At 67.5% G+C, this 13,806-nt stretch carries 12 protein-coding genes; 7 read left to right on the top strand and 5 right to left on the bottom strand.

What is annotated here, in order from left to right; translation table 11 throughout:
- Positions 1-37 precede the first annotated feature (37 nt).
- Genes efeU through AB0M15_RS01420 form a run of 4 tightly spaced genes read left to right on the top strand, consistent with a single transcriptional unit; the run spans position 38 to position 3,975 of the window.
- Positions 38-886, top strand: a complete 849-nt coding sequence (efeU, locus tag AB0M15_RS01435) for an iron uptake transporter permease EfeU (protein ID WP_363812771.1) — start codon at positions 38-40, stop codon at positions 884-886.
- Entirely contained in the window at positions 883-2,019 is a 1,137-nt protein-coding gene (gene efeO / locus AB0M15_RS01430; protein WP_363812769.1) for an iron uptake system protein EfeO, read from the top strand. Before efeU ends, efeO begins: the two co-directional genes overlap by 4 nt.
- Positions 2,019-3,266: an iron uptake transporter deferrochelatase/peroxidase subunit gene (gene efeB, locus AB0M15_RS01425; protein WP_363812767.1), complete on the top strand. Its 1,248-nt coding sequence runs from the start codon at positions 2,019-2,021 to the stop codon at positions 3,264-3,266. Before efeO ends, efeB begins: the two co-directional genes overlap by 1 nt.
- A 52-nt stretch (positions 3,267-3,318) precedes the next feature.
- Positions 3,319-3,975 (top strand): hypothetical protein, encoded by a 657-nt coding sequence (locus AB0M15_RS01420; protein ID WP_363812765.1) that lies wholly within the window; start codon positions 3,319-3,321, stop codon positions 3,973-3,975.
- 1 nt (position 3,976) lies between these two features.
- Here the strand turns inward: AB0M15_RS01420 and AB0M15_RS01415 are convergent, their stop codons facing one another.
- The 4 genes from AB0M15_RS01415 to AB0M15_RS01400 all read right to left on the bottom strand — a co-directional run bounded on the left by AB0M15_RS01415 (position 3,977) and on the right by AB0M15_RS01400 (position 8,275).
- Positions 3,977-4,816, bottom strand: a complete 840-nt coding sequence (locus tag AB0M15_RS01415; RefSeq protein ID WP_363812763.1) for a carbohydrate ABC transporter permease — start codon at positions 4,814-4,816, stop codon at positions 3,977-3,979.
- On the bottom strand, positions 4,809-5,786 hold the full coding sequence (locus AB0M15_RS01410) for a sugar ABC transporter permease (RefSeq protein WP_363812761.1): 978 nt from the start codon (positions 5,784-5,786) through the stop codon (positions 4,809-4,811). Before AB0M15_RS01410 ends, AB0M15_RS01415 begins: the two co-directional genes overlap by 8 nt.
- A complete protein-coding gene (locus AB0M15_RS01405; protein WP_363812759.1) occupies positions 5,786-7,105 on the bottom strand; it encodes a sugar ABC transporter substrate-binding protein in 1,320 nt (439 codons plus the stop codon). The genes AB0M15_RS01410 and AB0M15_RS01405 overlap by 1 nt, the downstream gene beginning before the upstream one ends.
- 132 nt (positions 7,106-7,237) lie before the next feature.
- A complete protein-coding gene (locus AB0M15_RS01400; RefSeq protein WP_363812757.1) occupies positions 7,238-8,275 on the bottom strand; it encodes a LacI family DNA-binding transcriptional regulator in 1,038 nt (345 codons plus the stop codon).
- Positions 8,276-8,318: 43 nt separating this feature from the next.
- On the opposite strand from AB0M15_RS01400, the gene AB0M15_RS01395 reads away from it, so the two are divergent.
- Positions 8,319-9,983, top strand: a complete 1,665-nt coding sequence (locus AB0M15_RS01395; protein WP_363812755.1) for an acyltransferase — start codon at positions 8,319-8,321, stop codon at positions 9,981-9,983.
- Here AB0M15_RS01395 and AB0M15_RS01390 read toward each other — a convergent pair.
- Positions 9,973-11,079, bottom strand: a complete 1,107-nt coding sequence (locus AB0M15_RS01390; RefSeq protein WP_363814542.1) for a helix-turn-helix transcriptional regulator — start codon at positions 11,077-11,079, stop codon at positions 9,973-9,975. The genes AB0M15_RS01395 and AB0M15_RS01390 overlap by 11 nt on opposite strands.
- 218 nt (positions 11,080-11,297) lie before the next feature.
- Here AB0M15_RS01390 and AB0M15_RS01385 point away from each other — a divergent pair, with 218 nt between their 5' ends.
- Together AB0M15_RS01385 and AB0M15_RS01380 are read left to right on the top strand one after the other, a co-directional pair.
- The gene (locus AB0M15_RS01385) at positions 11,298-12,638 is read left to right on the top strand and encodes an FAD-binding oxidoreductase (protein WP_363812753.1); all 1,341 of its coding nucleotides are present in this window, start codon (positions 11,298-11,300) and stop codon (positions 12,636-12,638) included.
- Between the two features lie 92 nt (positions 12,639-12,730).
- Positions 12,731-13,798, top strand: coding sequence for a hypothetical protein (locus AB0M15_RS01380; protein WP_363812751.1), 1,068 nt, complete (start codon positions 12,731-12,733; stop codon positions 13,796-13,798).
- Positions 13,799-13,806 lie beyond the last annotated feature (8 nt).

Raw genomic sequence — 13,806 nt, 5'->3', positions numbered from 1 at the left:
GGAAGGTTAGCCGTACCTAATATCTGGAGTTCCCGCCATGCTCGCCAACTATCTGATCGGCCTTCGTGAAGGTCTCGAAGCCTCGTTGGTGGTCAGCATTCTCGCCACCTTCCTGGTCAAGGCCGGACAGCGGGACAAACTCAAACTGGTCTGGGCCGGAGTGGTCGCGGCGCTCGCCGTCGCGGCCGTCGGCTGGGGTCTGCTGCAGTTCGTCACCGCGCTGACCGCCAAGTCGTTCACCGCCCAGGAGACGATCGGCGGGGTGATGTCGATCGTCGCGGTCGGCTTCGTCACCTGGATGATCTTCTGGATGCGCAAGGCCTCCCGCAGCATCGCCCGGGAGTTGCGCGAGCGGATGGGGGAGGCGCTGGAGCTCGGCTCCGGCGCCGTCGTCCTGCTCGCCTTCCTCGCGGTCTTCCGGGAGAGCATCGAGACGGCCTTCATCGTCTACGCCTCGGCCGCGAACGCGACGACGGCCGCGCCGCTCACCGGCGTACTGCTCGGGCTGATCACCGCGGTCGGGCTCGGCTTCGCGATCTACCGCGGCGCGGTGAAGATCAACCTGGCCGTCTTCTTCAAGTGGACCGGGGCGCTGCTGGTCCTGGTCGCGGCCGGCATCTTCGCCTACGGCTTCCACGATCTGCAGGAGGCGAACATCCTGCCCGGCCTGCAGAACGTCGCCTTCGACATCTCGCACGTGATCCCGCCGGACAGCTGGTACGGCGTGCTGCTCAAGGGGATCTTCAACTTCAGCCCGGCCCCGACCGTGCTCGAGGCGACCGCCTGGCTGGTCTACCTCGTACCAGTGCTGTTCCTGTACTTCCGCCCGATCAAGTCGACGCCGTCGCCCGCGGTGCCCGTCCGAACTGCCCAGGAGAACTCATGATCACCACCCGCCGGGCCGCCGCCATCGGCGCAGCACTGCTGCTGGCCGGCCTGACCGGTTGCGCGGACGACAAGCCCGCCGCCGGTGCCGACGACGGAACCGGCCCGGTCGCCGTCAAGGCGACCGACACGGAGTGCGGCCTGAGCCGTACCGACGTGAAGTCCGGGACCAGCACCTTCTCGGTCTCCAACGGCGGCAGCAAGGTCACCGAGTTCTACGTGTACGCCGAGGGCGACCGCGTCATGGGTGAGGTCGAGAACATCGGCCCCGGCCTCAAGCGGGAACTGATCGTCGAGCTGCCGACCGGCAAGTACCAGGCGGTCTGCAAGCCGGGCATGGTCGGCGACGGCATCCGTGGCGACCTCACCGTCACCGGTGACGCCGCGGCGCAGGTGAACGAGGACACCGCGCTCAAGCAGGCCGCCGACAGCTACCAGCGCTACGTGAACTCGCAGGCGATCGCGCTGGAGCAGAAGACCACCGAGTTCGTCACCGCGGTCAAGGCCGGCGACGTCGCCAAGGCCAAGGAGCTGTTCCCGGTGTCGCGCACCTACTGGGAGCGGATCGAGCCGGTCGCGGACTCGTTCGGCGACCTGGACCCGAAGATCGACGCCCGCGTCAACGACGTCGAGCCGGGCACCGAGTGGACCGGGTACCACCGGATCGAGCAGGCCCTGTGGGAGAAGAACACCACCGCGGGTATGGCGAAGTACGCCGACCAGCTGCTGGTCGACGTGAAGACCGTGGTGGCCAAGGCCAAGGTCGTGAAGCTCAACCCGCTGCAGCTGGCCAACGGCGCCAAGGAGCTGCTCGACGAGGTCGCCACCGGCAAGGTCACCGGTGAGGAAGACCGTTACTCGCACACCGACCTGTGGGACTTCCAGGCCAACGTGGAGGGCTCGCAGGCCGCGATACAGGCCCTGCGCCCGGCGCTGCAACAGCGCGACCCCGCCCTGGTCACCACGCTGGACACGAACTTCAAGGCAGTCTTCGCCGCGCTGGACAAGTACCGCGTCGGCGACGGCTTCAAGCCCTACACCGCGACCGAGGCCGAGAAGAAGGAACTCGGCGCGGTGGTGGACGCGCTGGCCGAACCGGTCAGCAAGGTCGCCGGCGTGATTGCGAAGAAGTGATGACCCAGCGCCAGGGAATCTCCCGTCGCGGCCTGCTGGGCGCGGCCGGAGCGGCCGTCGCCACCGGCGTCGCCGGGTACGCCGCACACTCGGCCCTGACGACCGAAGAGTCGCAGGCCGCTGACAACTCAGGTCCGGTCGAGTTCCACGGGGCTCACCAGGCCGGGATCGTCACGCCCGCGCAGGACCGGCTGCACTTCGCCACCTTCGACGTGACGACCGACAAGCGCGACGCCGTCATCTCCTTGCTCAAGGAGTGGACTGCGGCCGCCGCGCTGATGACGGCCGGGCGTGACATCGGCCAGTACGGCGCGGTGAACGGTCCGGGCGAGGCTCCGCCCGAGGACACCGGCGAGGCGGTCGGCCTGCCGCCGGCCCGGCTCACGTTGACGATCGGGTTCGGCCCGAGCTTCTTCAACCGCTTCGGCCTGAAGGACAAGCGTCCGGCCGCCTTGGTGGACCTGCCCCATTTCATCGGGGACAACCTGGATCCCAACCGTAGCGGCGGCGACATCGCAGTACAGGCTTGTTCGGACGACCCGCAGGTCGCGGTGCACGCGATCCGCAACCTGGCCAGGATCGGCTTCGGTACGACGGTCGTGCGTTACTCGCAGCTCGGGTTCGGGCGGACGTCGTCCACGTCGAGGGCGCAGACGACCCCGCGCAACCTGTTCGGCTTCAAGGACGGTACGAACAACCTGAAGCTGGAAGACACTGACAAGCTCGAGCAGCAACTGTGGGTCCAGCCCGAGGACGGCCCGGACTGGATGGTCGGCGGCTCGTACCTGGTGTCGCGGCGGATCCGGATGACGATCGAGATCTGGGACCGGACGTCGCTCGTCGAGCAGGAGCAGATCATCGGCCGCGGCAAGGGCACCGGCGCTCCGCTGGGCAAGGCGGACGAGTTCGACCAGATCGATTTCAACGCCAAGACGTCTGACGGTACGCCGAAGCTGGCCAAGGACTCGCATGTCCGGCTCGCGCACCCCCAGTTCAACAAGGGCGCCGAACTGCTCCGACGCGGCTACAACTTCGTCGACGGCTCAGACGGCCTCGGCCGGCTCGACGCGGGGCTGTTCTTCCTCGCATACCAGCGCGACCCCCGCAAACAGTTCATCCCGATCCAACAGCAGCTGTCCCGATCCGACGCGATGAACGAGTACATCCGCCACGTCGGCTCCGGCATCTTCGCCTGCCCACCCGGAGTCACCCCCGGCTCCTTCTGGGGCGAGAAGCTGTTCAATTAGACCAGCATCTAACTGTCTCGCCGCCGGACCGGTGCGGATCTAGGGTTCGGCCGTGAAGAACTTCGCGTTGGTGTTCTGCCTGGGCGTCGCCCTGGCCGCGGCGGGATGCGGTGCTGGGGACGGCAGCATAGGCGAGGTGGCCAAGCCATCCGCCAGCCGCCCGACAGCCGGCAGCAGCCCGCCCACCAGCCCGCAGCCGAGCCGGCCGACCACCAAGCCTGCGGCATGCAACGGCTGTTTCCCCGGCATCACCTACAGCGGTTTCGTCAAGCTCGTGAAGAGCAAGGGCTTCGTCTGCAAGGTCGACCGGATCCTCGGGACGGAGTGCGCGAAAGGCCTGCTGGAGCTGCACATCGAGACCGACTACAAGCTGAAGAACCAGATCAGCAACATCGACGTGACCGGTCGGGCCACCGGCAAGGGCGACTACGCGCGTGGCCCGAGCGACGCGTTCGCCAGACTGCAGGCCGGGCTGCCCGGCGTACTGCCGATGTTCATCGCCGATCCGGCCGTCCGGCAGCAGATCATCGTCTTCGCCGCGAAGAACACCGGGCACCCGGCGACCGGTCCCGCCGCGGTGCGGGACGCCAAGGCAGGTGGGTTCCGGATCTCCTGCCAAGGCGTCCACGGCTTCACCGTCCGCAAGAACGGCCGAAGCGCCTCCAGCTACTCCACATCAGTCGACATCTACGGCCCGTCGGCCTACTGACCTACTTCACGGCTCCAGCGGTCACTCCGGCGACGAAGTGGCGTTGGGCTAGCAGGAAGCCGATCACTACCGGGATGCTGACCACCAGGGCGGCGGCCATGATCTGGTTCCAGTAGATGTTGGTTTGGGTCGAGTACTGCCGTAGTCCGACCGACAATGTGCGGTTGGACTCGGTGGTCATCACCGAGGCGAAGAGCACCTCACCCCACGCGGTCATGAACGAGTAGATCGCCACCGCGATGACGCCCGGCCGGGCGGCCGGCAGTACGACGCGAGCCAGCGCGCCCATCGGACCGCAGCCGTCGACCAGTGCCGCCTCGTCGAGTTCGCGGGGGATGCTGTCGAAGTACCCGGCGAGCATCCAGATCGAGAACGGCAGGCTGAACGTCAGGTACGTGATGATCAGGCCCAGCCGGGTGCCGACCAGCTGCACCCCGACCGAGTTGTTGATGTTGACGAAGATCAGGAACAACGGCAGCAGGAACAGCACGCCGGGGAACATCTGCGTCGACAGCACCGTGGTGGTGAAGACGCTGCGGCCGCGGAACCGGAACCGGGAGACCGCGAACGCGGCCAGGATCGCGATCGCGACCGAGCAGACCGTGGCCGCCACCGAGACGATCGTGCTGTTCACGAAGTACCGGGCCAGCGGCACCGTCTTCCACATGTCCACGAACGGGTCGAGGGTGATCTGCGACGGCCACCAGGTGAAGGCGCCCTGGACGTCGCTCAGCGGTTTCAGCGACGAGGTCACCATCACGTAGAGCGGGACCAGCACGAACAGCCCCAGCACGATCAGCACGACCGCGCGATAAGCCTTGAATCCCTTGGTGTCACGCACGACGAGACCTCCGGCCGGTGACGAGCAGATAGGCGCCGGTGACGATCATCAAGAAGATCAGCAGCAGCACGGACATCGCCGCCCCGGAGCCGAAGTTCCAGGTCAGGAACGACGCGTTGTAGATGTGGAAGGTGATCAGGTCACCCGCGGGCGGCTGCGCGTTGCCGAACAGCACGTAAGGGGTGTTGAAGTCGCTGAACGTCCACAGGAACAGCACCAGTACGAGCACCAGGTTGACCGGCCGCAAGGCGGGCAGCGTGATGTTGCGCCACTGCCGGATGGAGCCTGCGCCGTCGACCGCGGCCGCCTCGTAGACATCGCGCGGGATGCTCTGCAGCCCGGCCATCAAGGTGAGGAAGGCGAACGGCCACAGCTTCCAGACCGCGACGGTGATCAGCGAGACGAGCGCGTTGCCACCGATCAGCCAGAACGGCCGGTCCGAGGTGAGGCCGAGGTTGTCGACCAGCACGTGGTTCACCGCGCCGGTGTCGCGCTGGAGCATGAAGTTCCAGGTCAGGATCCCGGCGTACGCGGGCAGCGCGTACGGCACCAGGAACAACGTCCGTACTGCGCTGCGCCCCTTGAACGGTGGTTGCAGGGCGACCGCCGCCGCCATCCCGAGAATCCACGAGATGACCAGCGTGATCAGCGAGAACGCGACCGTGACGCCGAAGGACTTCAGCAGGCCTTCGCCGACCGCGTTGTGGAAGTCGACGGCCACCCGGTAGTTGTTGAAGCCGGCCCACGGCGCCGCCGACCAGTTCGAGATGAAGAACTTGGTCAGCTTCACGAAGCTCATCCAGATGCCGACCAGCATCGGGATGATGTGGATCAGCAGCTCCAGCAGTACCGCCGGAGCGAGCAGCAGGTAGGGGAGTTTCCGGCTCAGCCCCGGCCGGCGGTCGAGCCCCCGCTTCGCCGGCTTGGTAGCCGGCGAAGCGGGGGCTGTCTGCTCGGTGACGACAGCCATCAGCTGCCGGCCGCCACTTGGTCCTGGGCCGTCTGCAGCACTGCCTTCACGTCGTCCGCGCTGACCGTGCCGCCGGTGGCGATCTTGGCGAACAGGCCGTTCATCGCCTTACCGACGGTGCTCTCGAACTGGTCCTCGGCCGGTACCAGCGGCAGCGGCTTGGACTTGGTGTTGTAGACGTCCTGGAAGGTCGCCGCCTCGGCCACGTCGGTGGTGAAGACCGGCTTGGCGTCCTTGAGCACCGGCAGCGAGGAGAACGGCTTGCCCAGCGTCGTCTGGGTGGTCGCGTCCGTCATGTACTTGACGAACTTCAGCGCCGCGTCCTTGTGCTTGGTGTTCTTGAAGATCGACAGGTTGATCCCGGCCACGTGGCTGGCGGTCTGGTTCGGCGAGCCGGCCGGCGCGGGGAACGGCACGACGCCGTACTCGCCGGCCTTCATCCCGTTGGCGACGATCGAGGAGTCGGCGTTGTTCTGGTTGATCACCATCGCCACCTTCTTGGTGGCGAAGTCGTTCACCGACTTGGTGCCGTTGTCGTACTGCGCGTTCGACGGGTTGGCGACCTTGTCCTTCTGCATCAGGTCGAGGTACCGCAGTACGCCCTGCACGTTGCCGTCACTGGTGAAGGTCGGCTTGCCGTCCTTGTCGAACCAGTCGGCGCCGTTCTGGGCACCGTTGATGAAGGCGAAGTGCACGTTCTCGGTGTAGCTGCCGGCCGCCAGCGCCATCCCCCAGGTCTTCTTCGCCGGGTCGGTCAGCTTCTGCGCGGCCGAGACCATCTCTTCCCAGGTCTTCGGCGGCTGCAGACCGGCCGCCGCGAACATCGCCTTGTTGTAGTACAGGCCGTAGGCCAGCCCGTAGAGCGGGACCGAGGTCGGGTCCTCGCCTTCCTTGCCGCCGGTCGCCAGAGCCGTCGGCACGAACTTGTCCTTGCCCCCGATCGCGGTCATCGCGTCGTTGTCGAACGGCAGGAACGCGCCGGTCGCCTGCAGGGACGCGGCCCAGGTGTTGCCGATGTTGAGCACGTCGGGGCCCTGGCCGGAGGTGGTCGCCGTCTGGATCCGGGTCTGCAGGTCGTTCCAGCCGATCACCTCGAGGTTGACCTTGATGCCGGTGTCCGCGGTGAACTTCTGCAGGACCGGCGTCAGCACCTCTTTGTCGTTGTCCAGGCTGGTGCCCTGGTTGCTGGCCCAGTAGGTCAGCGTCTGGTCTCCACCACTACCGCCATCGGAGCTGCCCGAGTCGCTGCCACCGCAGGCGGCCAGGCTGATCCCCAGGGCGGTCACCGCTGCTGCGGCTACAAACGAACGCAGTCTCACGTCGGACTCCCTCGTCCCGTCGAGCCTCCGGCAGGAGAGCGGAGGCTGGTGCGGCCATAGTGGCCTAACCGGTTAAGTAGCGGAACCCTAACCGGTTCAGTTGACCCGGTTTCGTTACTCCACCGTGACTTTTCAGGCTGGCGCCGTCGAGTCCCGCACGCGTAGTACCCCAGAAGGGGTCTCCCAATGCAGCCCAGACTCGCCGGCCGCGATCCGGAACAGCAGATCGGCCGCCATCCGGCCGCGCTCCATCGTCTGCTGGTCCACGGCGGTGATGCCCGGGAGTGCGAGCTCGCACAGCGGCGAGTCGTCCCAGGCGATGATCGAGAGCTCGTCCGGTACGGCGGTACCGAGCTCGACGGCGACCCGGAGAGCGGCGACCGCCATCAGGTCGTTGCCCAGGATGAGCGCGGTCGGGCGGTTCTTGCTCCTCAGCAGCTTGCGGGTCAGCGCGGCGCCGTCGGCGTACTGGTAGCTGCCTTCGAGGTGGGTGACCCGGATGCCGCGTGCCTCGGCGTGCTCCTTCAGCAGCTTCACTCGCAGCTGCTCGTGGACGAACGTGAACGGGCCGCTGACATGCGCGATGTTCTGGTGGCCGAGCTCTTCGAGGTGGTCGACCAGGAGTCGCACGGTCTGCTCCGGCGAGCTGATCAGCCGGCCGACGCCGTCGTCGGGCGCGTTGGAACTGACCACGACGCAGGGGACGCCGAGCTCCTTGAGCAGCGGGATCCGGGGGTCGTCGTCGTGCTCGTCGAACAGGATGAACCCGTCGACGCGGCCCTGTCGGCTCCAGCGGCGGAGTACGTCGAGGTCCTGGCCCTGCTCGCCGGTCAGCCGGAGCAGGAGCGAGGAGTCGACCTCGTTCAGGTACTGCTCGATGCCGACCAGGGTGCGCATGTAGAACGCTTCGGTCGAGATCAGCGCCGGGTCGCGGGCGATCACGATGCCGATCGTCCTGGTGCGGCTCGCGGACAGCGCGACGGCGGCGGAGTTCGGGTGGAAGCCGAGTTCGGCGGCGAGACTGAGTACGCGTTGCCGGGTCTCCTCGCTGACGCCGGAGCGGCCGTTCAGCGCGTACGAGACCGACGCCTTGGAGATGTCGAGCCGGCGCGCGAGGTCGCTGATCGTGACGCGCTGACTGCGCTGCCCCCCACTGCTGCCGCCTTGCATGGGCGGAACGTTAGCAGCGCAAATTTCTGGATAGCGTTATCCCATGACCTCGTCCGGTATGACGTCCGCCGCCCATCGCCTGGATTTCCTCCCCTGGGAGTACGCCGGCGCCTCGCCCGCCGAGCGTGAACGGCAGGCTGCCCGGTGCCGCGAACTGACCGGCTCGGTGTCGCTGGCCGCCGATGCGTATGTCGCGGAGAGCGCGGCGGTGTTCTGTGAGGTGCTGCGGATGGGGGCGCGGTCCTACATCGCCGCCCACGCCTACGTCACCGGCGAGGTGGTGCTCGGCGCCGACACCACGATCAACCCGTTCACGACGGTCCGGGGCAAGGTGGTCCTCGGCGACGGTGTACGAATCGGCGCCCACACCTCTCTCCTCGCCTTCAACCACGGGACCGCCACCGACCGCCCCATCCACCAGCAGCCCCACACCTCCTCGGGCATCACCGTCGGCGACGATGTGTGGATCGGCTCGAACGCGGTCGTCCTCGACGGCGTAACCATCGGCTCGCACAGCATCATCGGCGCCGGCGCGGTAGTAACCAAGAACGTCGACGCCTGGTCAGTCGTCGCAGGCAACCCCGCCCGAAAACTCCGCGACCGCCGCGACCCGCGCTCACCCGAGCCCAGCCCGGCGCCGGCCTCCACCACCCACCCGGCGCCGGCCTCCACCGCCCGCCCCGCGTACATCCCGGCCTCCGCGCCCGGCGCTCCCGCTCTTCTCGCCGCCGCGCCGCAGGCGCGGCTGCCTGAGTTGGCCGCCGACTTGGCCGGCAAGGCTCGAGCGCAGGTGGATGCCTTGTTGGCAAGGTGTTTTGAGGGTGGGCGGTTTGTGGATCAGCCTGGCGGTGAGGCTGCGGTCAGGCCTTGGTGTGATGCTGTGGAGATTGCTGATCTGCTGCTTCGGCGTGCTCCCGCCGGGCACTCGGCGGATGATCTTGTGCGGCGGTTGCGGACGGCTGAGGTGTCCGTGCTCGACGGTCCTGCGAGCTACCACGTGTTGTGCGTCGGCTACGCCCTCCAGCTGTTGGGTAGTGGCTTCGAGCAGCCAATTCCGTTGGACTTCGAGGTGGCGCGGCTCGATGAGTTGCCCTGGGCAAGGAATGCGTGGAGTGCGGGTGCTGCGATCGACTCCGTCGGTACGGCGATCGCCCGGAACCTCAAGGATCATGGCGATTCCACCATGCTCTTCACCTTGATGGGATGGCTCACCGCCCGCGCCGACCCCGAGACCGGCATGTGGGGGCAGCCGCACCCCGACGACGGCTGGCTGCAAGTGGTCAACGGGTTCTACCGGCTGACGCGCGGCACCTACGCGCAGTACGGACTCCCGTTGCCCTACCCCGAACAGGCGATCCGCACTCTGCTGGTCCACTCGCAAGACCAGCGTGTCTTTAGCGGCGACGGCCTCAACGCCTGCAACGTACTAGACGTCATCCATCCCCTCTGGCTGGTCGGCAAACAGACCGACTACGGCCGAGCAGAAGGACGCCAATGGGCCGAACGCATGCTGGCAGCAGCCCTCGATCGCTGGGTCGACAACGCCGGGTTCGCCTTCGCGGCCGACGGTACGCCCGGCCTCCAGGGAACGGAGATGTGGCTCGCCATCATCTGGCTCCTCACCGACTACCTCGGCTTCTCCGACGTACTCGGCTACCGCCCCCGCGGAGTACACCGCCCCGAACCACTCATCACGCTCACTCGTTGAACCAGCCGTCGGTGTGGAGGGTGCGGCCGAGGCGGCCGGCGTACTGGCTGAAGAAGATGCGGGAGGAGAGTTCGCGGCGGCTGGAGACGCCTACCTTTTCGAAGATGACCTTGAGGTGGTCCTGGACGGTGTAGGGGGACAGGTGGAGGGCGGCGGCGATCTGGTTCGTACTGTCGCCCAGGAGTACGTGCTGGACGACGTCGCGTTCGCGGTCGGTCAGACCGTAGGCCTCGACGATGAGGGGGATGACCTTGGCCGCGCCGGCGGCTTCGATCGTCACGGCGATCTGGGTGGTGAGGCCGTTGCGGTCGCGGATCGGCGTACCGTGCAGGGCTAGCCACTCGCCGGACCTGCTGCGGAGACGTAGGTGCGGCAGGTAGTTCGCGGAGCCGGCGGCGGCTGCGCGGGCGGCGGAGACGATAGTGGTGACCGTTGAGGGCAGCCGGCCCCACAGGTCGCCACCGAGCTCGGCGATCCGCTCCTCGGCGCCAGCGCTGGCCGAGATGACCTCGTTCGCGCCGTCGAAGATGACCACCGCGGCGGACGTGTCCTGCCCGGTCTGGTCGACGTTGGCCGCGATCAGTCCGCGCCGGAGCCCCAGTGCCATCGTCGTCTCGATGCGGTGCATGAATTCGGCCTCAGCCGGGGAGAAGCCGACCCGGCCGACAGAGCGGTACAGGGTGCAGACGCCCCACATCCGCTCGTCACTGCGGACCACACCCCGCAACTCGTGCTCCAGCCCGAGGGTGGGGAGGTAGTCGCGCTGCCGGGGACTGTGCAGCCGGTTGCCGTTCGTGGCGTCGTCGAGGATGCCGACCGCGACGTCGCGGCGGGCCAGGTCGGCGAAGTGGTTGAAGTCCGGGACCTCGTACTCGTACTGGACGAACAGCGCCTCGTCGGAGTGCTCCAGGTCGACCATCACCCGGCCGGTGATCAGGTGGGTCGCCGGGTCGGTGAGCCCGATACAGATCGAGTCGAACGGAATCGCCCGCTCGAGCAGCTCGACCGCGGCCAGCGAGAAGTCCTGCCAGGAAAGCCCTGCCTGCGCAGCAGCTTCGAGCCCTTCCCGCGCCGATTCCGCGTGGTACGTCTTCACCAAATCCCCAGATTACTGGGATACCGGCCCGCTGCCGCAGCGACGATCGTCGAACTCATGACCGACAACCTGCTCATCATTTCCCCCGTGACCCCGACCCGCGTAACCGCCGGCGCGTACCGGCGTCCTTGAATCAAGTATGGGCAGATGCCGGTGGCAACCAGAACCCCAGAAAACTGGGATAGCGCTCAGGTTCACCGGTGGCCAGGCTTCCCGGCATGATCGAATCACTGCGCGAAGTACTGACCGGCCGGGTGGTCACACCCGAGGACCTGGACTGGGAGTCCGTACGGACGGCCTGGAACCTCACTGTCGACCAGCGGCCGCTGGCAGTCGTCGAGGCCGCCGGACCGAGCGATGTCGAACACACCGTGGCGTTCGCCGCGGCCCATGGGCTGAAGGTCGCGGCGCAGGCCGGCGGGCACGGCGCGACCAAGTCCCTCGACCAGACGATCGTGGTGCGCACCAACGCGCTGGACGATATCTGGGTCGACTCGCACGCGAGGATCGCCCGGGTCGGAGCAGGGGTGCGGTGGGGTGCTCTGCAGTCGGCCCTGGACGGTACCGGGCTCACTGGCCTGCTCGGCTCGACCGGGAACGTCTCGGTGGTCGGCTTCTGCACCAACGGTGGTCTCTCCTGGTTCTCCCGCCCCTACGGCTCGGGGGCCGCTAGCTTGCGGGCAGCAGAGATCGTCGACGCGTCGGGATCCCGGCGGTGGATCGACGACTCCACCGAGCCGGACCTGATGTGGGCGCTGCGCGGTGGCGGCGGCAACTTCGCCGTCGTCACCTCGGTCGAGGTGGAGCTGTTCCTGGCGCCGGAGCTCACCGGTGGCCGGCTGATGTTCCCGATCCACCAGGCGGAGGCGGTACTGACGGCGTACAAGGAGGCGACCGAGTCTGCGGCCGGCCAGGTGACACTGTGGGCGTACCTGACTCACTTCCCGGATGCGCCGTTCATGCCGGAGCCGATCCGGGGCCAGTCGTTCTGCATGATCGACGCAGTCACCCCGTTCGACCCGGCCGCACTCGAGGCGGCCCTTGCTCCGATCAGGGCAGCCGGTACTGCGGTAGTCGACTCAGTCGGGCCGCAGACGCCTGGTTCGATCGGGGAGATCACCCAGGAGCCAGTGGAGCCGACTTCGTTCACCATCCAGACGGCGACCTTCGACGAGCTCACGCCTGAGCTGATCGGAGTACTGCTGAAGCATGCGGGCCAGCCGTCGCTGATCTTCCAGGTGCAGCTCCGGCATCTGCGGGCGAGCCAGGAGGTGGGCCACGAGGGGGTGGCGGCAGCGGATCCGGCGGCGAAGTACTCGTTCAGTGCGCTGGCGATCCTGCCGGTGCCTGAGCTGGAGCAGCCGGCGACTCAGGCCTTGCTGGCGCTGAAGGACGCGGTGGCGCCCTGGCACGCGGGGGACTCGGTTCCGTCGATGCTGCCGACCGAGGGAACGCTGCAGGACGTGATCAGCGAGCCGGACCTCGCCAGGCTCCGGGAGATCAAGCAGCGGGTCGATCCGGTCGGCCTGCTGGTCGGCAACTTCCCGGTGGTCCACTAACCTGGGCCGGTGGACCCCCGGACCCGACGGCTCGTCACCTCTGTCGTACTAGCGACGCTGGTCGCGATCGTGGTGATCGCGGCGCTGGTGAAATGACGACCAGGTCGTCGTATTTGCTCCGGGCCGGACTGGTCCGCAACGTGCGGACCGGGGAGCACCTGACGACCTTCGTGGTGTCCGGGGTCTCGACCGTCCTCATCACTCGCCTGATCCTCGGCCTGAGCGGCTACCCGCAGATCGGCGGCAAGGGCCTGCACATCGCCCACGTCCTGCCCGGCGGACTGCTGATGCTGCTGGCGATCTACCTGCTGCTCTCGTACGTCGGCCCGGTCGTGCGGCCGGCGGCGGCGCTGGTGGGCGGCATCGGCTTCGGGCTGTTCATCGACGAGGTCGGCAAGTTCATCACCTCGGACAACAACTACTTCTACCAACCGACCGCGGCGATCGTGTACGTCATCTTCGTGCTGATCGTGCTCGGCTCCCGGTACGTCAGCAACCGGCGGCCGATCGACGAGCGGGAGCAGTTGGCCAATGTGGTCGACCATGCGGTCGAGGGAGTCGCCGGTGGGCTGTCTCGGCGTCGGCGGGCACAGGCGTCCGCACAGCTGAGGGCTGTCGGGCTGGAGGTCGTCGGACGGCGGGAGACCCGTGCTCTGTTGGCTGCATGTCCGCCTGACGAGGTGGAGCTCGCTGCGCCGATCGATGCTGCCTGGCGGGCACTGCACCGAGGGTTCGACCGGCTGGCGACCCATCCGCTCGCCCCGGCCGTGGCGGTCTTCGTGCTGACGCTGCAGGCGCTCGGTGCCCCCGCTATCGCGGCCGGTCTTCGGTTGGGTGACGGGCGGTTGCTGACGGACCTGCCGGTGGTCGGGGTGGCCGCGGGGAGCTTGCTGTCGGCAACCTTCACGATCCGGGGCGGTTTGCGGTTGCGGGCTCGCGATCGGATGCGTGCTGTGCGGCTGTTCGAGCTCGCAGTACTGGTGTCGCTGCTAGTGACTCAGGTATTCCAGTTCGCCGGCACGCAGTTCGCTGCGGTCGGTGGGATGACGCTCGACCTTGTCCTGCTCGGCTTGCTCGGTGCTGAGGGGGAGCGGCTGCGACGACTGGCCGCCCCAACTCTCCTTGCGGCCGAACAGCACCGGAGCGATGGTGGCGAGTAGGTAGAGGG

It is taken from the genome of Kribbella sp. NPDC051718 (genome assembly GCF_040681515.1).
GTDB lineage: Bacteria > Actinomycetota > Actinomycetes > Propionibacteriales > Kribbellaceae > Kribbella.
Note: the sequence above shows the minus strand (reverse complement) of the source record. Positions and strands in the feature narration are given on the sequence as shown.

Excerpts from the sequence above, each read along its gene's own strand:
- efeU (WP_363812771.1), top strand. The coding sequence starts at position 38 with ATGCTCGCCAACTATCTGATCGGCCTTCGTGAAGGTCTCGAAGCCTCG.
- efeO (WP_363812769.1), top strand. The coding sequence starts at position 883 with ATGATCACCACCCGCCGGGCCGCCGCCATCGGCGCAGCACTGCTGCTG.
- efeB (WP_363812767.1), top strand. The coding sequence starts at position 2,019 with ATGACCCAGCGCCAGGGAATCTCCCGTCGCGGCCTGCTGGGCGCGGCC.
- AB0M15_RS01410 (WP_363812761.1), bottom strand. The coding sequence starts at position 5,786 with ATGGCTGTCGTCACCGAGCAGACAGCCCCCGCTTCGCCGGCTACCAAG.
- AB0M15_RS01400 (WP_363812757.1), bottom strand. The coding sequence starts at position 8,275 with ATGCAAGGCGGCAGCAGTGGGGGGCAGCGCAGTCAGCGCGTCACGATC.
- AB0M15_RS01395 (WP_363812755.1), top strand. The coding sequence starts at position 8,319 with ATGACCTCGTCCGGTATGACGTCCGCCGCCCATCGCCTGGATTTCCTC.
- AB0M15_RS01385 (WP_363812753.1), top strand. The coding sequence starts at position 11,298 with ATGATCGAATCACTGCGCGAAGTACTGACCGGCCGGGTGGTCACACCC.
- AB0M15_RS01380 (WP_363812751.1), top strand. The coding sequence starts at position 12,731 with ATGACGACCAGGTCGTCGTATTTGCTCCGGGCCGGACTGGTCCGCAAC.